The 22850-nt window shown below is 67.2% G+C and carries 27 protein-coding genes; 9 read left to right on the plus strand and 18 right to left on the minus strand.

Going from position 1 to position 22850, the window contains the following annotated elements:
• Positions 1-295: 295 nt before the first annotated feature.
• Together QH276_RS03435 and QH276_RS03440 are read left to right on the plus strand one after the other, a co-directional pair.
• The gene (locus QH276_RS03435) at positions 296-973 is read left to right on the plus strand and encodes a hypothetical protein (RefSeq protein ID WP_280406596.1); all 678 of its coding nucleotides are present in this window, start codon (positions 296-298) and stop codon (positions 971-973) included.
• A gap of 235 nt (positions 974-1208) precedes the next feature.
• Positions 1209-1346 carry a hypothetical protein gene (locus tag QH276_RS03440; RefSeq protein WP_280406597.1) on the plus strand — a complete coding sequence of 46 codons (138 nt, stop codon included), beginning with the start codon at positions 1209-1211 and terminating at the stop codon, positions 1344-1346.
• Between the two features lie 136 nt (positions 1347-1482).
• Here the strand turns inward: QH276_RS03440 and QH276_RS03445 are convergent, their stop codons facing one another.
• The 3 genes from QH276_RS03445 to QH276_RS03455 all read right to left on the minus strand — a co-directional run bounded on the left by QH276_RS03445 (position 1483) and on the right by QH276_RS03455 (position 3597).
• Positions 1483-2193, minus strand: coding sequence for a DNA cytosine methyltransferase (locus QH276_RS03445; protein ID WP_280406598.1), 711 nt, complete (start codon positions 2191-2193; stop codon positions 1483-1485).
• A gap of 301 nt (positions 2194-2494) precedes the next feature.
• The gene (locus QH276_RS03450; RefSeq protein ID WP_280406599.1) at positions 2495-3169 is read right to left on the minus strand and encodes a GNAT family N-acetyltransferase; all 675 of its coding nucleotides are present in this window, start codon (positions 3167-3169) and stop codon (positions 2495-2497) included.
• A gap of 149 nt (positions 3170-3318) precedes the next feature.
• Positions 3319-3597 carry a hypothetical protein gene (locus QH276_RS03455; RefSeq protein ID WP_280406600.1) on the minus strand — a complete coding sequence of 93 codons (279 nt, stop codon included), beginning with the start codon at positions 3595-3597 and terminating at the stop codon, positions 3319-3321.
• A gap of 151 nt (positions 3598-3748) precedes the next feature.
• On the opposite strand from QH276_RS03455, the gene QH276_RS03460 reads away from it, so the two are divergent.
• A complete protein-coding gene (locus QH276_RS03460; RefSeq protein WP_280406601.1) occupies positions 3749-4417 on the plus strand; it encodes a hypothetical protein in 669 nt (222 codons plus the stop codon).
• A gap of 53 nt (positions 4418-4470) precedes the next feature.
• On the opposite strand, the gene QH276_RS03465 is transcribed toward QH276_RS03460, so the two are convergent.
• The 6 genes from QH276_RS03465 to QH276_RS03490 all read right to left on the minus strand — a co-directional run bounded on the left by QH276_RS03465 (position 4471) and on the right by QH276_RS03490 (position 7303).
• Positions 4471-5091: a hypothetical protein gene (locus QH276_RS03465; protein WP_280406602.1), complete on the minus strand. Its 621-nt coding sequence runs from the start codon at positions 5089-5091 to the stop codon at positions 4471-4473.
• 63 nt (positions 5092-5154) lie between these two features.
• Positions 5155-5508 (minus strand): hypothetical protein, encoded by a 354-nt coding sequence (locus QH276_RS03470; protein WP_280406603.1) that lies wholly within the window; start codon positions 5506-5508, stop codon positions 5155-5157.
• Positions 5509-5532: 24 nt separating this feature from the next.
• Positions 5533-5823 carry a hypothetical protein gene (locus QH276_RS03475; protein ID WP_280406604.1) on the minus strand — a complete coding sequence of 97 codons (291 nt, stop codon included), beginning with the start codon at positions 5821-5823 and terminating at the stop codon, positions 5533-5535.
• Positions 5820-6437, minus strand: a complete 618-nt coding sequence (locus tag QH276_RS03480) for a recombinase family protein (protein ID WP_280406605.1) — start codon at positions 6435-6437, stop codon at positions 5820-5822. Before QH276_RS03480 ends, QH276_RS03475 begins: the two co-directional genes overlap by 4 nt.
• A complete protein-coding gene (locus QH276_RS03485) occupies positions 6438-6986 on the minus strand; it encodes a hypothetical protein (RefSeq protein ID WP_280406606.1) in 549 nt (182 codons plus the stop codon).
• 86 nt (positions 6987-7072) lie between these two features.
• A complete protein-coding gene (locus QH276_RS03490) occupies positions 7073-7303 on the minus strand; it encodes a hypothetical protein (RefSeq protein WP_280406607.1) in 231 nt (76 codons plus the stop codon).
• A gap of 242 nt (positions 7304-7545) precedes the next feature.
• Here QH276_RS03490 and QH276_RS03495 point away from each other — a divergent pair, with 242 nt between their 5' ends.
• Positions 7546-8076, plus strand: coding sequence for a hypothetical protein (locus tag QH276_RS03495; protein ID WP_280406608.1), 531 nt, complete (start codon positions 7546-7548; stop codon positions 8074-8076).
• A gap of 46 nt (positions 8077-8122) precedes the next feature.
• Here the strand turns inward: QH276_RS03495 and QH276_RS03500 are convergent, their stop codons facing one another.
• From QH276_RS03500 to QH276_RS03545, 9 genes are all read right to left on the minus strand, one after another.
• Positions 8123-9220: a hypothetical protein gene (locus QH276_RS03500; protein WP_280406609.1), complete on the minus strand. Its 1098-nt coding sequence runs from the start codon at positions 9218-9220 to the stop codon at positions 8123-8125.
• 462 nt (positions 9221-9682) lie between these two features.
• The gene (locus QH276_RS35465; protein WP_432278782.1) at positions 9683-12115 is read right to left on the minus strand and encodes an RRQRL motif-containing zinc-binding protein; all 2433 of its coding nucleotides are present in this window, start codon (positions 12113-12115) and stop codon (positions 9683-9685) included.
• 14 nt (positions 12116-12129) lie between these two features.
• The gene (locus QH276_RS03515) at positions 12130-15162 is read right to left on the minus strand and encodes a toprim domain-containing protein (RefSeq protein ID WP_280406620.1); all 3033 of its coding nucleotides are present in this window, start codon (positions 15160-15162) and stop codon (positions 12130-12132) included.
• On the minus strand, positions 15159-15962 hold the full coding sequence (locus tag QH276_RS03520) for a DUF4913 domain-containing protein (protein WP_280406610.1): 804 nt from the start codon (positions 15960-15962) through the stop codon (positions 15159-15161). Before QH276_RS03520 ends, QH276_RS03515 begins: the two co-directional genes overlap by 4 nt.
• Before the next feature lie 2 nt (positions 15963-15964).
• Complete coding sequence (locus tag QH276_RS03525; RefSeq protein WP_280406611.1) at positions 15965-17758, minus strand: type IV secretory system conjugative DNA transfer family protein; 1794 nt, start codon at positions 17756-17758, stop codon at positions 15965-15967.
• Entirely contained in the window at positions 17758-18093 is a 336-nt protein-coding gene (locus QH276_RS03530) for a WhiB family transcriptional regulator (protein WP_280406612.1), read from the minus strand. Before QH276_RS03530 ends, QH276_RS03525 begins: the two co-directional genes overlap by 1 nt.
• The gene (locus QH276_RS03535) at positions 18090-18344 is read right to left on the minus strand and encodes a hypothetical protein (RefSeq protein WP_280406613.1); all 255 of its coding nucleotides are present in this window, start codon (positions 18342-18344) and stop codon (positions 18090-18092) included. The genes QH276_RS03530 and QH276_RS03535 overlap by 4 nt, the downstream gene beginning before the upstream one ends.
• Positions 18344-18649 (minus strand): hypothetical protein, encoded by a 306-nt coding sequence (locus tag QH276_RS03540; RefSeq protein ID WP_280406614.1) that lies wholly within the window; start codon positions 18647-18649, stop codon positions 18344-18346. The genes QH276_RS03535 and QH276_RS03540 overlap by 1 nt, the downstream gene beginning before the upstream one ends.
• Positions 18649-18798 carry a hypothetical protein gene (locus QH276_RS03545; RefSeq protein WP_280406615.1) on the minus strand — a complete coding sequence of 50 codons (150 nt, stop codon included), beginning with the start codon at positions 18796-18798 and terminating at the stop codon, positions 18649-18651. Before QH276_RS03545 ends, QH276_RS03540 begins: the two co-directional genes overlap by 1 nt.
• Positions 18799-19086: 288 nt before the next feature.
• Here QH276_RS03545 and QH276_RS03550 point away from each other — a divergent pair, with 288 nt between their 5' ends.
• The 5 genes from QH276_RS03550 to QH276_RS03570 all read left to right on the plus strand — a co-directional run.
• A complete protein-coding gene (locus tag QH276_RS03550) occupies positions 19087-19482 on the plus strand; it encodes a winged helix-turn-helix domain-containing protein (protein ID WP_280406616.1) in 396 nt (131 codons plus the stop codon).
• 125 nt (positions 19483-19607) lie between these two features.
• The gene (locus QH276_RS03555; RefSeq protein WP_280406617.1) at positions 19608-20621 is read left to right on the plus strand and encodes a hypothetical protein; all 1014 of its coding nucleotides are present in this window, start codon (positions 19608-19610) and stop codon (positions 20619-20621) included.
• 5 nt (positions 20622-20626) lie between these two features.
• Positions 20627-21208, plus strand: coding sequence for a cysteine hydrolase family protein (locus tag QH276_RS03560; RefSeq protein ID WP_280406621.1), 582 nt, complete (start codon positions 20627-20629; stop codon positions 21206-21208).
• Positions 21209-21326: 118 nt separating this feature from the next.
• On the plus strand, positions 21327-21593 hold the full coding sequence (locus QH276_RS03565) for a toxin-antitoxin system (RefSeq protein ID WP_280406618.1): 267 nt from the start codon (positions 21327-21329) through the stop codon (positions 21591-21593).
• A 965-nt stretch (positions 21594-22558) separates the two neighbouring features.
• The coding region (locus QH276_RS03570; RefSeq protein ID WP_280406619.1) for a hypothetical protein at positions 22559-22850 on the plus strand (292 nt) is incomplete at its 3' end.

Here is a 22850-nt window from a genome sequence, read left to right on the forward strand (position 1 = left end):
GATGGTGCGGGCGTGGGGGCGGGACCCCGCCCGTTAGTCGATGACCCCCCGCGCGTCGCAAACCGCACCCCTATTCGGACGCCCGCACTGGGCGAGGCCCGTACGCCAATAGGCCCGCCCCGCGGCGCTGCCCCATGGGCGTACGGCCCCCCACCCGGGGGGGGGCCCCAAGTGGGGTGCGGCGTGCGCCGCGCGGGGGGTTCCCCACCACCGGGCGCGGTCCCCCCCCCACGCCCGCACCATCCCCGACACCGATCGCGACGGCTGGTGTCGGGCCGCGTCGCAGGCGTCGGGGATGTTCGCGGCGTTGTCGGTGAACACCGAACGCTCACCGGGACCGATTCACCAGCTGGCCCGCCAGCTCGGCCGGGCCGGGGACCAGCCCGCTTCCCGGCGACGGCCCCGGACCGTGACTCCGCATCAGCGGGAGCGCGAGCGGGGGTTGCGCCAGATATCGCGGTGGCTGTGGGCGACACAGTCGCCGGTCACGGCCAATGCGGCGTTGCTGTACGCGCTGACCGATTGCCTGCTCGCCGTGCAGGAAACGCTGGCGGCCGGGGATAGGGAGCGGCTCGCAGCGGGGATGGCGTTCAAGGCGCGGCAGAGCCTGACCGAGATCCATATGCGCCAAGCCGGGATCGATCCGAAAAGGGAGTACGACCGCAGCGAAGGTTCGCCGGCGTGGGTCTCTGCCGTTCGAGCCAACGCAATGGTCGAGCGAATACCCGCTACCGAGATCGAACCCGAACTCGCCATGGCCAACCAGGCGTGGCAGGCGAACCGGGTCGCGCTGGCGGGACGTCCCGGCTATGACACGGTCGACGAATTCGGGCACATCACCCGCAAGGCGAGCGAGCGGAAAGCCGCACCGCGGCCGACGAAACCGAGCGTGGCCGGGCAGCGGACGGGCACTGTGCGCGGGCGGCCACGGCGCCGGCCGGAGCAGCAGAACGACCGGGACTTCGATCGCTGACCCGCACCGGGGTCGTTCAAGGAGAGCTGATCCCGCCAGTGTCGTGCTGGCGGGATCAGCCTTTTGCTTCTGGGAAGTCGGTGGCTGCGGTGATGATGGGGGTATGGACCGCGTCAACCCGTTTCGGTACGACCGGGGCTATCCGTGCCGGAATCCGCGGTGCTACGCCTCGGTGCATGTTTCCCCGTTCTGCCCGGTGCCGGGCCCGCCACCTCGGCGCGCTACGCCGAGCGAGGTGCGAGGCGCGCAGCGCCTGGTGCAGCTGCAGCGTGAGGGCAAGGTGCCGTATGTGGAACCGCCGCCGATGTGGTGGCTCTGGCTGGTACCGCCGGCCGTGGTGATCTTCGGTCTGCTCCTGCTGTTCGGCGGGTAGGTTCGCACAGTGAAGGGGCCCCCCCCGGGAGCCAGAGGCGGGGGCGGGGGGGGTGGTGTGGGGGGTTTTGCCCCCCAGTGCCCCGCCCCCCCCCACCCCCCCCCGGGGGGGCCCCTTCGTCTTGGTGCTGGTGGTTCTACCGCACGTAGCGCTCGATGGTCTCGCCGGTGATGGCTTCGACCAGGGCACAGCCGATCACTTCCGCGCTCGGCGGAGTGACCGCATTGCCGAACCCTCTGGCCTGGGTGCGTTTGGCCATTCCCGGGGTGACCCGATAGGAGTCGGGGAAGGCCATCCCGCGCCGGATTTCCGAGGTTTCCAGCATCCGGAACGTGCACTCGGCGATGACCCGTTCCGGATCGACACCGAGCAGCCCGTGGCGATCCCTGGTGGTCACGGTGCCCAAGGGCTGCGACACCGGCCGCGCCACACCGGTGCGATGGTAGGGCACGAGCATCTGATCGCGCACAGTCTCCGATCCCGGCGGCTGGACCAGGCCGTGATGGAACCCGTTCGCGGAGAACGTGGCCAGCGGGTCGGTAACCCCGTACGACGATGCCTTGGAACCGCCACCGCGCAGGGTGGTCAGGAACGGCGGGATCACCATCGCCAGCTCCCGCCGGGTGGTCTGGGTCGGCATCACCGCGTGCACGGTGCGCGCGATCTGGGTGGAGCGTTTGCTGGTCTGCACGACCATCGGCGGCAGCACCAGGCCATCGGATTCGCGGGTGGTGCGAGTCGGCATCGGCGCCGACAGCGGCGTCGGGTCGGTGCGCCAGGTTCCGCCGGCGGGGGCCAGGAACGGTTCGTGCGCATACCGTTGCAGGCCAAGGCGGATCCGCTCCATCGTCGCGGGTGCCAGCGGGTCTTCCCGCTCGCCGATGCGCTCGCCCGGATCCCTGCCAGACCGCCATCCCGACCAGCAGGGAGATGACGATAATGCTGGCCGCCCGCCCCACCAACTCCAGCAGCTGCGCGGAGACACCGGATCCCCGTGGCCCTCGGCCGGCCGGCGAGAGGAGGATGCGGGTGTCCGGTTCCTCCGTAGTGTGCGGGTTCGCCAGTCCTTCGGCGTTCTGCTCGATCACCTCGGTATCGCTCCTTCGCTGTCCACTGGTCGCCAAAATCGGCATCGGGGATTTGTGTTCTCAGCCCAGCATGCGGAAGGCCGCATCCGAGAGATCGCGATAGAAGAACCGCTCCCCGGGCAAGGGCGCGGGCCCGGCGGACAGCCCACCCATCCAGGCGGAGAAGTTCAGCGGTGTCTCCGGCGGCATCAGCGTGAATCCCTGGCGGCCGTAGAAATAGGCCAGACCCGGATTCTTGGTGAGGAACTGCCCGTACAGGATCTGCGCACCACTGAGGTACGCGGTGGACACGGCGGTGCTGATCAGTGCTTCACCGGCGCCACGGCGACGCTGGGAATCGTCGACCGCTACGAGGTGCAGTTTGCTCGTGTGCAGCAGGGCATCCAGCACCGGAACCACACCGAGATCGTGTTTCTCGGCCATATCGTAGAGAAACTGCGCCGACGGGCCCGCGAGCAGACCGCCGACCACCTCACCTTTCAGAGTGGCGACCAGCGCCATCGTCCTCGACCACGCCACAGCCTCGAAATCGTTCTGCATCACCCCGGCCAGCAAGGCCTCATAACTGCGGTGAGCATCGCGCAGTGCGGTGCTGAGGTTCCCGGCCGTGTGCGCTTGGAGCAGCTCCTCGGCCAGTGTCGGGCCGCCCGCCTCGGCCATGGTGGCCCACTTCTCGAACTCCTGCAGCTCCTCGGCCGAGCGGGCCGGGCGGACCCGGAAGTCACCGACCGCCACTTCCCGTAGAGCAGATTGAACCGCTGTGCGCCGACGCGATGCGGTCTTCTTCGGTTTGCGTCCCCTGGACTTCGGCACGGCCGCCCCCTATCGGTGTGAAAGTTGCTGCCGCTCAAAGCTACCGGCGGACACCGACTCTTTGCCGCGGATCAGTTCAACTCGCCCCTGGCTTCGTACAGCCCGCGAGTGTGGCAAAACTGGTCCTCGATGTCGAGACCGTTGACGGTTCGCTTCCGGGTCTCGCACGCCACCGCCCGTAACTCCTTGACGATGCGCGTGGCTGTCTTCTCCTGGTGCCCGGCGAAGTACATCCCCCACGGTTCCCACCTGCTCCACGGCCGCCGCCAGCGCACTGGGTCGAGAACTTCTACTGGGTCCAGTTTCCCGAGTTGGCCCGCGAGGCCTTCGGGGTCGTTCATGTCGATCATGAGCCTGCTCATCGGTTCGGGGACGGCTACATCAGTGTGCGCCAACGGTCGTCGGCCTGCCGCACCCGCCTGATTTCCGCGCTCGCGGTGGGCGCGCGGCCATATCCTGTTGGAGGCCTGCACGTTTGGCGGATCAGCTACAGGAGGCACGATGGACTACGAGGACAAAATCCCCGATCACGTCCTGTTCCTGCTCCCCCGGGAGCTCATAGGCCTGGGTATGGTGCTCGTCGTCGTCGCGGGGACCGCGTCGTTCTCCTTCACCGCTACCCTGGCGCGAGTGGCCGGCGTCCCCGAACCGCTGGCCTGGCTGTATCCGGTGACTGGTGGTCTCGTTGTCGCGGTGATCGCCTACTCCTGGGTGACGCTGGCCGGGTCACCATACAAGCATGTCGCCTCGCTGGCCTGGTGGTATGCGGCTCTGCTGGTGGTGTTCTTCGCGGGCAGCGTTGCCGGGAACGTCTTCGTCATCACCCGGCCGCCGACACCGATGGACACCCTCGAAATCATGACGGTCGTCTGGCTTCCCCCGTTGTGCCTGCTGTGCTGCCTGTTCAACCAAGCCCTGCTCGCCACTGTGGGACCCGCTCGGGCCAGGTCCTCGCTCCGTGAGTCCGGGCAGCGCGCTTGGGCCGCCCAGATGGCCGCCTTCGGGAAAGTCCCTCCCTTCGCCCCCAAACCGCGCGATCAGGAGGAACAGCAGCCCTGGTGGAATCACTACGATCCGGACTCTTCCCCGGAGGACTCGCCGGCGGATCCGGAGAAGGGCGATCAGCCTGAACCCGACGAGACCAGCACCGCTCCTCGTGTGCAACCCTGAAATGTGAGAACCGGCCAGCGTCCTTCTGGCCGGTTCTCGTCTTGTTCGGGCTATCAGGCGTCCAGCGCCCAGTACCAGGGTGCCTCTTCGTATCGCAGCCGCTCCCGCGGGCGGCCGCTGTCGACCAGGAGGTCATCCACCTGGCGGCTCACTGCGAGGTCACCGGGCTCGGACCACATAGCGGTGGGTTCGACAGAGAACCGGCCGTCGGGCTGGATCCACAGGCACACATCCATGTACGGGTCGAGGCCGTGAGCGTCCAGGAGCCGGTACGCGGCCGCGACACCGTCACCGCCGGCGCCCATGTTCGCTTCCAGCATTCCCTGGTCCCACATCAAATGGTCGGGGTCTCCGGCGATCAGAGCGGGCCAGTCGATCGGGTGATCGGTTCTTGCCCAGTCCGGCCACGGTCCTTCCGGCGGTTCCAGGGGTACGCCGGCCAGCGCCATTGCCATCGGGCCCGGCATCTCCAGCAGCAGTTCCACCGGCAGCAGGAATTTCGCGCCGTGCCCGCACGCCGAACCGCCTTCGGCGCCACCGAATGCGGCGACCCGCAGGGCGTCGGCCCACATCACTGCCTCTCGGGTGAAAAACGACCGGCATTCGTCCCAGTCGGTCTGTGCGATCTCCAGCACCTTCGGGTCGGCGGTGCGTAGGTGTGTCTCCCAGTTCATCACTGGTCTTCCTTTCCTTCGGTTCCCCGCCGCCCGGTCGGGCGGTGGGGGTCTACGGGTGCGCTACAGCAGCGCGTACTGCTCGGCATCCGGATCCAGGTAGGTCCACTCGATCCGGGTCACGGTGGATTCCGGGGTGCAGCCCTTGTGGGTGCCGCAGAAGAACTCGACGAACTCGGCCGGGCTCATCTCGGGGAAGCCTTCAGCTAAGACCTCATCGGGGGTGATCTCGTCGAGCCGTTCCCGCCGGACGGCGAGCACCCGCACGTCGACGATGCGGACCAGCGGTTCCCCGCGGCGCCGGCCCATCACCTTGCGGCACAGGGTCAGCCGGTCACCCGGTTTCAGGACGTGCCAGCCCATGCGGCGGGTGACTGTTTTACTGCGGGCGCGGACCTGGGGCTCGGTCAGCGCCACCGACATCAATCTCGCCACGGCAGTTCACGCACCCTCCGCTACGGCAGGGGTGTTGCTCGGAAGGTCGCGGGCGCGGCGAGCGAGCCATGCGGCCGGGTTGTCGGCGCGGCCGGCGACGAAGTCCAGAGCGTTGTCGTCGATCCCGGAGACGAGGTCAGCCCAGGCCTGTTCGACGTCGCCGGTCTCGTTCAGGTGGTGACACAGTGCTCCGAACGCGTCGTCGGCCAGAACCGCCTCGGCGACATCGGCGTTGTCGCCTGTCCATGTGTTCTTGATCAGGTCGGTGACGAGCTGGTGTAACTGCGCGCGTCTCATGACTTCTCTTCCTTTCTTTCGGGTTCTCCGGCGTCCTGTTGGGCGTCGGCGGCTTCTGCGAGGTAGCGGTACAGCGTGGCCCGCGACACCCCGAACACTTCGGCGACCTGGCCGACGGGCTGGTCTTCCCGCAGCGCGGCACGGGCCATGGCGAGCTGAGCGTCACTCAGCTTGCGGGGCCGGCCGGGGTGTTTGCCCTGGGCGGAGGCGACCTCACGGGCGTGAGCGGCCCGTTCGCGCCCGAAGACCCGTTCCATGTGGGCGAACAGCGCCAGCATCGCGACGCTGAGTTCGGCCATACCGGAGGTGTCGGTGGTATCGATCGGCAGCGGGTCGCGCAGGGTTTTCACCCCGATACCGCGCTCGCTCAGGTCGTGGATGACGTTGAGGCATTCGCGCAGGTTGCGGCCGAGCCGGTCGAGGTTGGTCGCCACGATCGTGTCGCCTTCGCGGGCGTAGTGCAGCATCTTGTTGAACGCGGGCCGGTCGACCGTGGCGCCGGTTTTCTTGTCGGCGTAGATCCGTTCGTCCGGGATCCCGTGTTCACCGAGTGCGACGAGTTGGCGTTCGAGGTCCTGGTGGGTGGTGGAGACGCGGGCGTAGCCGAGGTCCATCTATGCGACCACCTGTCCGGCCGGGGCGTATCCGCTGGAGAGTGCGTGGTCGAACAACAGTTCCTCCTTGTGCCGTAGCGCGATCCCGCGTTGTGCGGTGTGGATCGGTCCACGACGCCCGCGCACGAGCACGCTGGTCCGGGCGGATCGTGCGTGCACGACCCAGACTCCTTCAAGGTCGAATTCGGCGAGCGTCAGAGTCCTCGGACGACGGGCACCGGTAGCGATCCAGAGACCCGCGCCGTAGCCGGCCAGCGCATCGAGAGCCGCCAGCGCGGCCGCAGGCCGGGGACTGGTGGAGACGAATCCGGCGATCGAGACCGCCGGGTGGGGTGGCGGTGCACCGAGCTCGTCGGTCCAGGCCTCCCAGAGGGAGAGAGTCGACCGGTCGAGCTCCGGCCAATGTCCCGCGGTCACACGCTCGGTCCACACAGGTGCATCGATGTCGACCACCGGATACACCGTGTAGTCGCTGATTTTCGTCTCGGGCAGCACGACGCCGCTCCATCCGACCTCACGAACTGCGTCGCTGACGTAGCCGAGATCCATTACCGCTCCTTCCTGTAGGTGGGTTCAGTCGCTGGCAGGGGTCTGGGGCGTCGGCCTCTCACGACCGGCGCCCCAGATCTCGGCATTCAGGCCAGCTCCCACAGCGCCGGCAGTTCCCCCTCCTTCCTCGGCTGCCGCTTCTGGGCGGCCTTCATGCGGTCCTTGGCTTGTTTCAGCAGGTGCGCGATCTCTCGGTAGTGCGGCTTGCAGAGGTAGAGGAGCACCCACTGGCCGTTGCTCTTCGGGGCGCTCGTCATGTGTTCGGCCGGTTTGCTGCAGTCCGGGTCGTCGCAGAGGAGGGGTGCGGTGTGGTCCATGGTGGCTCCTAACGCGGGATGTCTCATAATTCTACACCGTTACGACGTTTTGCGACGACAATTCGAGACAAGATTTCGAGACTCCTTGACATGGGATTACGTTCCGGGCCCGGGGATCTCGGCGGGGTGTCTCGAAACCTTGGTTATGAGACGGCTTCTCGATGTCGGAGCCCCCCGCGGCGCTGTCGGAGGCGCGTGAAAGATTGAGCCTGTCGAAACTGAGCGTTTAGGAGGGTGTAGAGGTGGGTAACAGCGGCTTCAAGATCAACAAGCAGGGCATTCGTAAAATGACGCGCGAGATCGAACGGGAGTTCGCGAAGAACCCGATCCGGGTGCCCGTCGAAACCGAGTACGACGGTGCCCATCCCGCTGTTGGGTCGGTGACCAACTACCACGGGCCGGTCGTCACGGTCACCGGCGATAACGCACAGATCGCATGGGATAACGACACTGTGCACCAGGAGCAGAACCGCGGCGGCCAGATCGCGCCCGGCTACGAGCAATTGGCCGCAACTCTCGCCGAACTACTAGCCGGCCTGTCCTCGCTCCCCCTCGACGAGAGCGACGAAGCAGAGATCCGCGAGAACGTCGACGTAGTCCTGGCCGAGGTCGTCGAAGACGAGCCGAACCAAGGCATCATCAAGCGTGCGCTGACGATGATCAAGGGTCTGCTCTCGCCGATCGCTGCTGGAGCTATCGCGGCGGCGAGCGAGGAAAGCGCCCAGCTCACTCGTACCGTCATCCAGGAGCTGGGTTCCACCCTGCCGATCTGAACCAGCTCCGGAGGACCTCATCCCCTCGGTTCATGCCCGCGCCGGTCTAAGCGTTGACCTCGCCGGCGCCGGCGGCGTCGACTACTAGCGGGCGTGGGCTGCTCTTGCCTGGGTTGACCAGGGTCGGCAGTAGCCACCGCACCTCCGGCGTTGGGTTGTCTCGGGGGCCGGTCAGGTATGTGTGCCAGTGCGCACGCCGGAGGTGGGCGCGAACTGTGCCCGTGCCCGCGGCACCCACGCCGCTTTCAGAGTTGGGGCTTCGGCTGGCAGCCTCAAGGGAAGGGCCGATCTCGAACCCCATGTCGACTACGGGCCGGTCTTTCTGGCGCCGAGCCTTTCGCCCGCGTCGGCCGGCGGGGGCCGGTGGGCGGTGTTCTCTGATATCGCTCCGGTCGCTGCACAGATACAGCAGCAGGCTGAGCGCCAGGCTGTGAACGCGCTGGTTGCCCTCCTTCGACATATCGCCTGGTCCCCCTCCGAACGCCGTGTTCAGGGCGATCAGGTCGTCGACGGTGCGGGTGCCGGTGAGCGGAACAATCCGGGTCGTCTCCTCGTAGGCGTCCTCGCTGCCTTCGTACCGAAGTTTCGTGGCCAGCGAGATATAGAGGTAGCGGGCGGCCGGATCCGCGGTCGAGCACAACTGATCGTGTTCGGTCATACCGGTAACCAGCATCCCGAGAAACACCGGCGGGACAGCAATCGGAGTCGGTGGGTCAGCCGCGGCCGGCGCAGGCAACGGGGTGGGAAAGACCACGAACGGGTTCGGGTGCGGCAGGCGAGTGAACACTTCGCACGGAACCGCCGCGCTGGTCTCGGTTTCGGTCAGTGCATCGGCCAACCTCGGGTGGACCCGGTAGATCACCCGGTGCTGCCGCCACAGCCTCGCCGCTTCGGCGGTGTAGACGATGACGCCCAGTTGGCTGGTGAACTCCTCACCGAGGACCATGTTCATTTCCGCGAGCAGTTCTCTGACCTGCTGTGCTTCTTCGACTCCCCCACGGGTGATTCCCCACCGAAGCTCGTCGATAGTCCGCCCGAACGCAGGTTTGCTGCGCCACTGGCTCATCGTCTCGATCGTGGCCTTGACGTATTCCTCGGTCAGCTCGACCGCAGCCTTTGCCGATACCCCGCTATCTGTCCCCACCACTGCAGCATGACACGTCGCACCGACAGCCAGGCCCGATCGAACACCTTTCGAGATCCGAAAACAATTGAGCCGCAGGTTCTTCGATGCGCTGGCTCGGCCGGACCGAAATCGCCTACGACAGAGTCGTTCTGCTTATCGTGAGCTCATGGCCGATAAACCAGACATCGTGTACCTCATGGGCGAGGTGGCGCGCACCCTCCCGATGAGCTTCCCTCTCAGCCGGGTCGCCAGCCCTATATCGCTGCCGGATACACCCACATCGAGGAGGGTGGCTGGCTGCGCTTAGGCGTCGTACCACCGGACGGGACCTTCGAGGACAGGTCCACCTGGGTGGACGTCACCCTGCCGCCCACCTCCGTGGCAGCGATCGTCCACGGCTGACACCCAGCCCTTTCCGGAACAGCATTCAGCCCCTGGCGCGTAACGGTCGCCAGGGGCTGAATGGTCTTCGTATATCTGTTACCTGCCGATCTCGGGTTCGTGCAGCTGTCGGAGTCCGACTGCACGGACGGTGGCGTGTTGTGCTGCGCGGGTGGTGCGGGGGGCGTTGCTACGGGCGCCCCGAGGTGCGCGGCTGGCTGCGACGGCCCGCTGCTGCGCTTCGACATCGTCACGAGCGGTGGCGGTCTGCCCGATCCGGGCTTTCCACGCCTGGTCGCGGGTGGTGAAGGTGCTGCCCAGTTCTCCGGCGGTGCGGGCGGATCGGTCGATGACGTCTTTGATCTGGTGTTTGGTGGGTTGGTTGACCCCGGCCTTGGTCAGGTCTGTGCCCAGCTCCTGGACGTTCTCGCGGTAGCGCTGGCGCTGCTGGTCCAGGCCGGCCAGTCCCGGGCCAGTGGCGACGCTGGCCACGGCATCGCCGACACGGGTGACCGAGGCATACAGAGGCTTCTGCCCTGGGTCGGCGGTATCGACGCCGGCAGAGGCCAGCAGCTCGCTGATGTTTCGCCGTGTGTCCTTGCCCAGCTGGGCGGCGATATCGAACCGCTGGGTTGTGTCGACTGCTGCTCGGCTGCGGTCGTCGGCCCACATCAGGGCGGGCAACTGCTGCTCGCCCTGGATGCGGCCGTGGTCGATGTCGTTGAGCGTTGCCTCCAGCTGTGATTTCTCGAGGGCGGTCAGGCCGTTGAGGGCGGTTTTTGCGGTGGCGGCGTCGAGCTGGGCCCGCAGTTGCGACATCCGTTCCAGCCGGGCCGCCGATTCGTCTTCCACGCCGAGCATCTCGGGGCTGTCGCCGCTGACGTCGTCCTCGGCGATCCAGTCCGCGATATCGCGTTGTTCGTCGGCCTCGGTGGCGTACTCGCGCAGCTGCTCAAGGAGCTGGTCGCGGTCGACATATCCCGGCCACACCGCCAGATCCGGGTCTTGGCCGGCCCTGATCTGGCGGCCCACTTCCCGTACTTTCTCCTGGTCGGCGGGAGTCATGACGCTGATCTCTTCGGCCATCGTGGCCGGCGGGATCCGTTTGTCGGCGAAGGCTTCCAGCAGTTGCGGGATCCGGCCGCGGACCTCTTCGCCCGGGTCGACCAGGGTGGGGGTGTCGAGCAGGTCCACCCCGGTGATATCGCCGCGTAGGTAGTCCACGACGAACTCGATACGTTGCCGGTCGGTTTCGGGTATCGCGGCGGCGGTCAGCGCCTGGCCGAGTTGTTCGCGGCGTTGGGTCTGGGTTTCGACGTAGGTGTAGGAGCCGCCTCCGGTGGCCCAGCTGCTGGTCCACTCGGTGAGCGCTTGCTTCGCGGCGTATTTGGCGTCCGCGGTCATCGAGGCAGCGTTGACGATTTCGAGGGCGGCGTCCTCGCGATGCCACACCGCGGCCGCGGTGTTGAACTGCTCGACCGGTGCCGGGTCGAACTGGTCGTCGATGGCGACGGTGAGGTCCTCGGTGTCGATGAGCACACCCCATTCGGCGCGGTAGTGCTCAACGATGCCGTCGACGATGCGCTGGGCTTTGTCCTCCTCGTGCCGCCAGATCAGGGCATCGGTCAGGGCCTGGGGCAGGTCCTCACGGGACCGGTGCCACGGCGCTTCTCCGCCCCACCGCTCCGCTCGCCGGCCCAGCTCCTGGTGCAGGGCATCGAGGGCGGCGCTTACCTCGGCGCTGGTATCGCGCAGTTCCGGGTTCTGGTTGACGCGCAGGATGTCCTCTCGGGCGGCGGTGAGCCGGCCGAGATCGTGGCGGGCGCGGTTGACCGCCATCACGGCGTGCAGGTGCGCCAGGCGCTGCCCGAAACCGGTGGGGGCGCTGCGTTCGACCTGCGTGGTAGCGCGGTCGGCCGGGTTGTCGGCGACCACATCAGCAGCCGGGACGGACAGTGCCGGGACCCCGCCCTGTTCTCCGGTTTGCTGGGGTTGGACGAGGACGTCGCGGGCGAGGGAGCCCTTCGACGGGCCGACATAGCCGGCCATTTCGAGCTGGTCCATGAGCTGGTGGGCTTCAGCGAATCCGACCTGCAGCTGGCGTTGCAGCATCGAGGTGGATCCGTGTTGCGTACGGACGACGAGTTCGGCGGCTTCGCGGAACTTGCTGGGCATTGCGGTGTTTTCCTTCTCGGTGGGCCGGGTCCATGCGGGTCCGGGGTCGTTTTCTTGGGTGAGGTCGGCGAGGGTGAGTCCTCGTCGTTCGGCGGCGCGGAGTTGGTGGGTGGTGGTGGCTTTGCGGATCGCGTCCAGTTGCGCCGGGGACGGGACGCGTTTGGGTTTGGCTTTGCGGATGTCGAACAGGTGCGCGATCAGTTCGCGGCCTCGGCGTTTGCGGACCATGTAGGCGGCGATGTCCTGGCCTCCGGGAGAAAGACCCGCCGACCGTAGTTGTCGGCGGGTCTTGTACTCCGGTGGCGCAGTCATCCACGCGAACGTCGGTGTGGCGGTGTTCTCGGGGTCGTGCGCCATCGCTTCGAACCTGGTCAGCGGCCGTAGCCGGGTTCGCCGCGGTCGTTGTTGCGGTGGTGGACCCGGTGCACACCCGAACCTGGGGCGGTCCGCCGCGATTTGTTCTCCCCCGGTGCGCGTTTGACCGCAGCCGAAGGCGGGTTGGCCCGGCTTCGCGCGGCGGCCATGCGCTGGGCGACCTGGTCCTCGTCCAGACCGGCAGCGGCCAAATCGGCCGCCATCTCGGCCTTGTGCTCGGGCGAGTTGTAGGCGGGCTTGGCCGGTGTCCGGGTGGCGATGATCGCGTCGGTGCGATCGGCCCACCGGTCCCGGATCCGCTGGGCCTGTTTACCGTCGATCGCGGCGTTTCCGGCGGCGTCGTCGATATGGTTGATCGCCCGGTTACGCAACGGTTCGGGGATACCGGCGCCGGCCATCGCGGTGGCCAGCCGTTCCTGGCTTTCCCGCTCGCCGTAGTCGCGGTAGCTCATCCGCCCGGACGCGAGGTGGACCTGGTCTTCCATCACGCGTTCGATATCGCCGCGCACCGCCCGCACCGCGTGCGGGTCGACGAAGCCGGTGGACAGGATCTCGTCGAGCTGTTTGCGGTGGATGCGGGTGGTTTCGCGGGCGAGGATGTCGGCGCGTTCGAAGTCGTGGGCCGCGGCGTTGCGGTCATCGGCCCACAGCATCGGCGGCGGGGACTGCCCGGCGTCGACATCGCGCAGTACGCATGCCAGCTGGTCGCGTTCCAGGTCGTGCAGGCCTTGGCCTTCGGTGAGTGCGGACACGATCTTGCGCCGGTACTTGGCTGCGCTCTCCCGAAGCCCGGCGGCTTCGCCGGCGTTGTAGTCACCGGCGGTGACCACGGCGCGGTCGGCCTGGGGCCGCAGGGAGGCATACATCTGCACGGTGGTGGTGAGCTCGTCGCGGTCGACGTGATCGGGCCACAAGGGCTCGAACTTGCCGGTGGGGTCCTTGCGGATCTCCACGCCCCGGTCCCGGGCGATCTTCTGGTCCTCCGGGGTCAGCAGCGCCACCGCCTTGCCGAGCGCGCCGCGGGTGCGGTCGGTGACCATCCCGGCCCGCAGCTGGTCCTGGTAGGCGATGAGCATCTGGTCGATGCGGGCCTTGGTCTCCTCGCCCGGGTCGACCAGCGGGGCGTCCATGGCCCGCAGCAGGTGGGTGCCGGTCAGCGACGGGGCGCGCCGGTCGCGGTCCTCGTCGCGTTCGGCGGTGTGCGGGGCGAGATAGACCGCAGTGAACCGGATCTGGTCGCGGACACGCTCGGGGACCTTCGCCGCCGCGAGCTTTTTGCCCAGCTCGTCGAGTGTTTTCGGGTTCGGGCTTGACGACCAGCTCCGGATATCGGCGTAGAGCTGCTCGCGGACCGATTCGTCGAGGCCTTCGGTGGCGGCCACGGCCTGCACCATCCGGTCGTGCGCCTTGCGGGTGCGCTCCTCGGCGGCGCGGAACTGCTGTTTGGCGGCGATCTCAGCACTCAGCTCGGCCGGGGTCCCCTGCGTCTCGATCTCATCGGCCTCACCGACATAGATTCCGTACTCCCGGAACAGGTGCGTGCGGATGCTGTACCAGGCGTCTTTGGCCGGTTCGGAGTCCGGCGCCCAGGCGCGGGCCTGGGTGATCGCGTCGGCCAGTTCCTCGCGGGAGGCGGTGTGCCAGCCCTGCTCCTGCATGGCCTGAAGCCGCATCTCCACGGCCTTGCGTTCGGCGGCGAGGCGCTCCTCGTCGGCCTGGCGCTGCGCCTCTTCGCGTTCGGCCAGCGTTTCCAGGTCCTTGAGCCGCTGCTCGGCCTTCTTCTGCGCGATGAGGATGAGCTGGTTGAGCAGCAGCTTCCAGAACATCGCCAGCTGGGCGCCGGCGTGCTCGATATCGGGGGTGGTGTCGACCGGAGCGTTGTCCAGCTCCGGAGCCAGGAGGTATTTCCCCATGTCGATGTCCTCAGTTCCTTCGGGTTGCGGAGATGAAGCAGCCGAGACCGGATCGGCCTCGGCTGCACGGGTTTTGCTCGGCTGCACCTGCGGTGTTGTCCCGGCGCCGGGTGCGGGGCGCGGTGTGGGGCGGGTGTAGGGGTCGAGGTAGGGGATCGGGCAGAGTTCGCCGATCTCGTGCCCGCACTGCAGGTGATCGGTGAGGTCTTTGCCGGTGGCGGCCTCCACCACGCGCACCCGCTCCACCAGGCCGGACAGGCTGGTGCGGACCTTGTCCGCCCGCCGGTACCCGGCGGTGTCACGGTCGGCAACGATGACGACCGTGCCCGCACCCTTCAGCCATTTGGCGTGCTCACCAGACCAGGACAGCGCCCCACCGGCGTTGCAGGTCGCGACCAGCCCGGCAGCCTCGGCGCTGGCCACGTCCTTCTCGCCCTCCACGACGTAGACGACGCGCCCGGACTCGATGGCGTCGAGCACCAGCGGCAACTGGTACGGGATCGGCTCGAACCCACCGCCCTTCATCCGGCCCGCCGCCTCGTCCCAGCGCTGTTGGTGGAACTCCTTGTCCCGGCCGCGTTCGAAGTCGGCTTCCTTGCGGATGACCTCACCGGCGATGGTGCCGTCGGCCCGCATATACGGGTAGGCAGCGACCTGCTGCCACGGCGTGGTCTGGGCGCCGAGGTCGGTTTTCTTGGCCTGCACCAGCGGCATACCGGCGGCCTTGAGCGCCTGGTCGGCACGCGAGACCTTCTTCGCCGGAAGCCGCGGGGCCCGCCGTCGCCCGGGCCCGCTGTAGTTGCGCTGCCCGCGCTGGCGGGGCTCGTCGTAGAGGTCGGCGATCTTCAACCCGACCGCGTCGAGGACCTTCTCGTCGTCACACCCGGCGTGGCAGACGACCTTGGTGCGGCCCGCATCGGGCAGATACTTCGCCGACAACGACGGCCGGTGGCGCCGGCCGTCGTTCTCATGCACCGGGCAGCACCACTGGGTCCACGATCCCGCGGTGCGACCCGGGCCCATCGCGTCATCGAGCGCGGCCGAAACCCGCTCCCACGACCCCTGTTCGCGGGCGCCGGCGTGCTGAGTGCGGCGAACTCTGGCGGGCGCGCTCATTCCGGCCACGCCAACACTGTCCGGGCCTTCGACGGCGCACCGCTGGGCCGCCACAACGACGAGGCGTCCTGCTCGTAGTGCCCGTTCGGGGCCGTCGCGGCCGGGGCCGTGGCCGTCGGCAACGCCACCAGCCGGGTGCTGTGACCGCCGTTGGTGCAGTACTTGAACGGGCCGTCCGGGCTCAGCAGGATCGCCATGTGCGGGTCGATGTGGTTGAGCCACACCGTCGACATCTCCTCACCATCGCCCAGGCGCAGATGCTCGAACGCGGTCCACATCGCATCGAACCGCGCGACGGCCTCACCGTGCAGCCACCACTGCGGGCACCAGCGACGCTGCCGCTCCGACCCCATCGAACTGATCTCCCGGCGATACAGCTGAGAGATGTAGCCCTCCACGAACGCCGCGACCGTCGGGAACTCCATCTCTCGCTCCGGCTCGGCCTCACCCTCGTTCTGGCTCTCGCCGTCGGTCGGGGTGTCGCTGTCTCCCGCGGCGGTGCCCGCCTCGCCAGCGGTGGCTGTGGTGTCGCGGTCGAGAGTGGCCGTGACTTCACGCTCGGCGGCTTCGCGCATCCCCTCCAGAACCTCGGGGGTCAGCATCCGTGCGACCACACCGGTGGCGATCTCGCGTGCCTGGGCAGCGATGCGGGTACCTACCGCCTTGCGCACCGCTTCGTCGAGCGCTTCGGTGACCTCGGCCGGCGAGATCTGCGGAGCCGCCGGTGCCTCCGGTTCCGCACCATTGCTGTTGCTGTTGCTGTTGCTGTGGCCGTTGGTGTTGTTTTCGGTGCTGGTCATGGCTATTCGCCTTCCTTGTCGATCGGGGGAACCAGGTGCAGGCGCGTACCGCTGCCGGTGCCGCGACCGCGGATCGCTTTGTCGATCTGGTCGGCGTAGGGGCGGTCCATCCACGGCACGGCGACGGCCAACGTGGGCCGGTGACCGGACACCGAAACCACGATGCGGCCCTTGGGCAGCGCCGCCAGATCACTGGGAGTCAGCGTCTTTTCGGTGGTCCGGGAGATGGAGTAAGAGCGCCCGCCATTGCTGCGCGAGGACGAGACGGTGCGCTCGTAGTGGTCGCCGATGATCTCGGCGCGATCCCGCAGGAAGCCCGCGTCATCCAGGCCGGCGCCCAAAACCTTGACGTTGGCGGCCGACCACAGCGCCCGCATCCCGTCGTGGCCCCAGCAGCGCTCACCCTGGGCCCAGCTCTGCAGGATCGTCATCACGACCATCCCGCGCGAGCCGAAGTGGCTGTACTGCTTGGGCAAGTTCGCCCACTTCACGATGTTGGCGGCCTCGTCCAGGATCATCGTCAACGGCACCGGCAGCCGGCCACCGTGACGCACGCCCTCCTTCTCCGCGGCATCGGCGACCGCCGCGCACAACGCGGTGATCAGCGGCCCCGCCGACCCGACGCCCTCCTTGCTCAACGGGTAGAGCGTGTCGCGGGAGGTGACGAACTCGGCCACGTCGAAGGAAGTCCGCGGACGTTCACCCTTCTGCGGCGGGGTCACCCACGGCCGGATGGCCTCATACTTCAAGCACGCGGCCATTTTCTTCGCGGTCGAGAAAATGCCGCTGCGCTGCTTTTCCGGGGCGGTGTACTGGTCCGACAGCGCGGCCGCGACCATCGGGAACCTGTGCTCGGTCAAGATGTGCACCGGCTCGTCGTCATGCGAGCGGGTCACCCACTCGAACGCCGAGGTGATCGGCTTCTTGGCCAGTGCGGCCGCCAGGAACAGGCCCGCCAGCAGGTCCTCGCCTTCGGGGTCGAAGAAGGCGTCCTTGGCCGAAGCCTCACCACCGGCAGCGAAGTGGCCGGCCAGCTCAGCGGCCCGTTCCTGCGCACCGGCGCCGCCCTCGTCGCCGAGGACCCAGGTCATCGGATCCCAGAACCAGGTCGGTTCCTTGCCCGCCACGCCCTGCGGGTCGAACACGTGGGTGCGGCGGTTGTAGGTCGAGCGCGGGCCCTCGGTCGCGTCGACCACGTCTCGCTTATTGGACGTCACGACCGCCGGGCCGACCGCCTCCATCACCGCCGGGATCACCCGCGAGGTCGTCTTACCGGAGCGAGGACCCCAGATATCGAGGTGCAGATCCTCGTAGGAGGCGTAAAGCTTCTTGCTCCCCACCACCGACCGGCCGATCAGCACACCGGGCTCGTCGTTCTCGCCGAGCTGCACATTCAGCCGAGCCGCAGTGGCGGCGACCGCTTTCCGCGACAGACCGGACAGCTCCTTGCCGCGGGCCATGAACTTCGCGCGCTCGTCGATCGGCTCCTTGCGCGACCGCAGTCGCCCGGCCATCCCCGCGCACTTGCGGCACCCGGCCGCCAGCGCACCCGCACCGGCCAGCAGTGTGACCGCGCCGCCGGTGGCCGCGCCTGTCCAGGCCACATCACCGGTAGCCAGGTTCAGCCCGAGGCTGATCGGGTTCACCGGGATCGCCTGATCCGGTGCGCCGTAGAGGATCTCGCCCAGCTGCAGACTCGCGTAGGTGCTCAGTCCCACTGTTCCGGCCACACCGACCGCGATCAGCTCTTTCCATTCGTCCAGCCCGGTCCCGGGCTGTTTCACGCTGCGGTCCATCAGGCCGCCCCTTCCAGAAGATCTGTGATGTCGCGGCCTGCGGCGATATCGCGCAACTGAGCTGCGACCGCCTTCCGCATGGCCTTGTAGGTGGTGGTGGAGTAGTCGGCCGGGACACGGACGCCGGCGACCACGCAGTCGGCCAGCAACCGGGACTCGACCAGCGGGGCCGAGAACTCGGCGCACTGCCGACGGATCGGGCAGCCCGCGCAGATCGCCTGCGCCCGCGTCACAACCCGCTTCTGCACAGCCGGCGGCTGATCGCTGGCCGGGAAAAACAGCTCGTCCGCCACGTCCGCGCAGGCAGGTCCCTGCCGCTTCGCTACGGTGCTCATCGCGTGGCCTCCGCACTCTGGACCGGGTGAGCCGTGCTGGTAACGGTGCAGAACGGTTCACACGTAGAGGCCGGAATCTGGGCGCCCTCACCGAAATCGGCGCAAGACACGACCACGCAGGTCAACGCGGCGAAGGCCACAACACCGCCGAACAAGGCGGCCATCGAACCGACGACCCCGACGCCGCTGTAACCGGCGTCCGCACCCGGACCGACCGGGATATACACATCGACATACCGATCGCGGGTCATCACGCCACCACCGGCATAGATACGTACGCGCGAGCCTCATCGGCGGTGAGCCCCACCCGATTTGCCCAGCGCGCCACCTCGGGCAGCTGCGGCGCCACGGCGATGTACATCGCTGCGCGGGCCTGTTCCTCGGTGAGCGTGCGACCGGGCAGCCACGACACCACCCACAGGCCGTGACCGACGCACTTGGCGTGGTGATCGGTGGCTTCCGCCGCCATGCGCCAGCGGGTCATATCGACCGCGGGGATCGTCGGTGTCGCTGCTCTCCGCCATGTCTCGCGGGTCCAAACTGCTGGAATCTGCATCACGCGCTCACTTCCAGCGCGGACGCATCGGCGGGGACCTCACCGGACTGGCAGCGGATGACCGCATCCAAAGCATCGAGACCAAGCGTTTCCGCCTGAAGCTCGATCATCCGCCAGGCCATCCGCGTGTTCGGGGTGTCGAACCACAAGCCCCGGCCCCATCGTGCGGACAGCTCCGCAATCGTCAGGCCGGCGACTGCCGCCCGCGCCGAAACCCGCACTCCCGGCCACAGCGAAAGCCGAAACCTGCCTGGCACAACCTCATACGCGCAGTGCGCCGACCTCTCTGCGGTCAACCACCGTCCCTCACGTCTTACTGCCATGAGGACTCCTCCTTCACTCAATCAGCATGTCTATCTAAGTGAATCAGATTGAGTTGATAGAGTCAATCAAGCCAAGGTGATTGACTTAAGTGACTCAAGGAGACTTACTCTTAAATGGTGAGCAAACCGCGCTACGCCCTGATCGCAGACGACATCCGGGCCAAGATCAGCCGCGGCGACTACGCGCCCGGCGACCAGTTGCCAACCAAGGCGCAGCTGATGGAGCAGTGGAAAGCTGCCCTCAATACCGTTGCGAGAGCGATCACCGAGCTGCAGCAGGAAGGTCTCGTCCAGACCATCCACGGTGTTGGCTCCTTCGTCCAAGCACCCGAACCCGTGACCGAGGACGAAGACGAGATAACGCAGCTGCGGGCTCGGATCGAACACCTCGAAGCCATGTGCTCACGGATCGAGCACATGGAAGCTCTGATGATGGAGGTTTTTAACAACCTCGGCCTCACCTACCCGGATGCGCCGGACAATTCCCTGTCCTCGCGGGAGGCAATGTGAACGTCCGCCGCTTGCCGTCTGCGGGCGGGACCGTCACGGGGCTGCACACACGGCGATCCAGCTATAACCCGGACTACGCCGCTCTTGCCCGAAGCCGGGTATCTATGGCCCGGGCTTCGGCCGGCATGTCTCCTGTCGAATTCGCAGCGGCACTCAGCGACCTGCTCGGCCGCAATATTCAGGCCGGGCACGTGAATTCGTGGGAGAACAAAGCCACCCCGCCAGGCGATGTGCTCATGGCCATCACGGCGCTGGCCCCGACGACCTCCACCACACTCGGGGTGCGGTCGCACAAGTTCATCGCGGCCCACATCGGGCATACCCGCGTGCAGGAGCTCGTCAGCAGGTTGGAGCTGGAGGAGGTTACGGGCTACCTGGGGAAGACTCCGTGCTGGATCGGGCCGATAGCCGATATCGGGGACCACTGCTCACTGTCGCTGTTTCCGTTCGGCACCGCGATCATCCATCTGCTCGAAGACCTCGATCTACCCGACGTGACCTCGCTTGCCTACTGGAGATACCAGTCGTACCCCGAGAACCTGGAGTGGGCCGGCCAGTACCTCAGCGAAGCCACAGGGACGGAAATCGCTGCCGCGTATGTCCTCAGCGCCTACTGGGTCTACGCCGCGCCCTGGGCCGGGGCATCACTCGACACCGGGCTCCGGCTCATCTGTGCCCCGCGTGTGCTCGTAGACCGTGAGGTCACCACCGCGGGCATGGCCGCCAGCGAGCGCACAGAGCACGACCTGCTCGGCGCCGGTTACCACCCACCCGAAATGCGCAGTTTCGGCAGCCCCGGAGTTTCCAGCGCCTGGGCGAGCTGGTCAGGGGTTGTCTACTACCCGCACGATCCTTTACGCGGAATCGCCGAAAACGACCTTGTGCAGTTCGAGATCGGCGCCCAGGCGATCTGGGCGTTCAGCGCGTTTATCAACGAGCAGATCGAATCTGGTGTGGACCCCGATATCTCGCCGGCGCACGGCGGTAGGTTCCTGCGCTCGATGCGGTCGCTGCTGCTCACCCCACGCCCGCAGGAAACCGGCCAGCATCAGCAGATGCGGGAAGCGGTCGTCACCTCGAGCGGCCTGCCCGCACAGCTTGAGCTCGCCCTGGAGGCTCTGAAGGAGGCAGGTAAGTGATCGACATGGACAGGGCGGCCCTACTGGTCGTCGACGTGCAGAACGGGTTCGTCAATGAGTTCTCCGAGCACGTGGTCCCGGTCATCGTGGATCTCGCGACACAGTGGTCTCGGACGGGCCGGCCGACGGTGTACACCCGCTACTGGAACTACACAGATAGCCCGTGGGAGCGACTGATCGGCTGGCGGGCGCTCTACGGACCACCCGAAACCGATATCGTCGACGAGCTATCTGGACTCGTCTCCGAACCCGGATCGCACACGCTGGACAAGAGGGTCTACACGGCACTCACATCCGAAGGCATAGACCTGATCGAGGGCCTCGGCGTCACGGACCTCGTCATCTGTGGAATCGCCACAGATGCCTGCGTGTTGAAATCCGCGCTCGATGCCTTCGAGCGTGGATACACCCCCTGGGTCGTTCGAGACGCCGTCGCTTCCAACGCAACTCGCCACCGAGCAGCCGAAATCCACGAATCCGCACTACTGCACATCTCACGGCTGGTCGGCGGCAGCCAGGTAGTCGACTCCTACGAAGTCCTGGAATCGTTGGGGGAACGCGCAACACAGGCCGCGCGCGAACTGTGAAGAGAATCCACACAAGCTGTGTGTAACCCGGTTCCCACCTCCCCTGTTTTGTACGAACCTGCTTGGGATCCGGCGTGTCGGAAAGGCGTTAACAGTTTGGCCATGGAAAGGTGGGCGCATGGCTCAGCTACCCAAGGGAGAGCGAGCCCAGGTTGGCCCACGCCTGGCGCTCGAAGTATTCGAGGCCGTGCGTCGACTCGCCGAGGAAAATGAGATGTCGATGTCGCAGTACGTGGCGGACGTGATGGCTCTACACGTCGATCGCCCTGACCTCGTGCTGGAGCTCAACAAGCCCCGGCACGTGCCGCGGCGCGCCCAGCCGAAAAAGGGCCGCAGACGGAAGCCGAAGAAGACGGACCAGCAGGAGTTGCCACTGGCTGGATAACAGCTCTCGCGGGTCTAACCCGCGCGACACAACCCCATAAAAGCGAGAAACCCCCGGTGGCCGCCGGAGGTTTGGTCTCGCCCTTCAGGAAAGGGACTTTGCTCTTGCGAAGCAGGTCTCACGGTATCGCACGCGCATGCACAGACTCAACTGCGCCACGCGCGTCTCAACATGACCGTGATCAGCCGCACTCCTCCACGGCACTCTGGCGCACCGGTGTACCTCGCCGCGCTGCTGGTGGCCTCCCGTCCTTGATGGCACTGTTCGCGCCGCCGCCGCTTACGCTGGAGCTGCCTGAGGACGTCTACAGCACCGTCCCAGCCTGCTGGTTGTCTCGCGAGCGGTGGGTCGGGCTGTGCATGGCGCTCTACGATCTGATGTACGCCGATCTGCGCTCTACCCTGCGAGCGCCTTCGGTGTCGCGGGACACCTTCCAGGCGTGGGCGATTGCCGAGAGCGGCTGTGCCGATACTGCGACCGGCCGTGATTGCCGCCCCTCTGTACGTCACCTCACCCGCAAGATTCTCCGTAGCCGGCGCACTGTCCAGCGCTGTCGGGAGCTGGCCAAGATCCTGGACATGCGCCAGGTAGTCTTCCGCGGCCGCCGGCGCACGAAGATCGAGCGGCTGGAGTCCTGGGAACGGGAGGACCGATCCCGCGGCTGGACGGCCGTAGCGGCCCTCATCGACTCCCCCGCTTATGCACACCTTGTGGATAACTCGACCGTGAAATTGACTGTTCAACAGGCCTTTGGCGCCCCCCTGCCCCGTAGGGGCGGTTCAGTTTCTCTCTCACCTTCCAGCTCAATTACTTCAGGGAAGAGCGTGAGGAAACGACGCGCTCCGCGCCACAAGGACACGAGAGGGCGGAGCAAGAGTACCCGCGTTCATGACCAGAAAGCCTTGTTACTGGCCGCCAGAACGCGCGCAGACGAACGTTTCCCGCTCTGGCTACGTCGGCTTGGGGTGAACGGTCTAGCAGGCGTACTGACCTCGTACGCGCTGAGCGGCTGGGAGACAGACGATGTGTTCGAGGCGATCGAGGACGTGCGGCGATCCGGCCAGCGGATTCTCGACTCCCCCCGCAACCCCCACGGCTACCTGCGATGGTTGCTGCACTTCACCGCGATCGACGCGCCGCCCGCGGCGCGGGGCCGGGGGCGGGGGGCCGCGCAGGAGGAACGGCGGGGGGGGCAGGTGCGGGAGGGGGGCGAGCCGCGGCGGAGGGGGGGCCAGGCCGCCGGTGCCGCCCCGCCGG

The sequence above is a fragment of the Nocardia carnea genome, assembly GCF_029869215.1.
Classification (GTDB): Bacteria; Actinomycetota; Actinomycetes; order Mycobacteriales; family Mycobacteriaceae; genus Nocardia; species Nocardia carnea_B.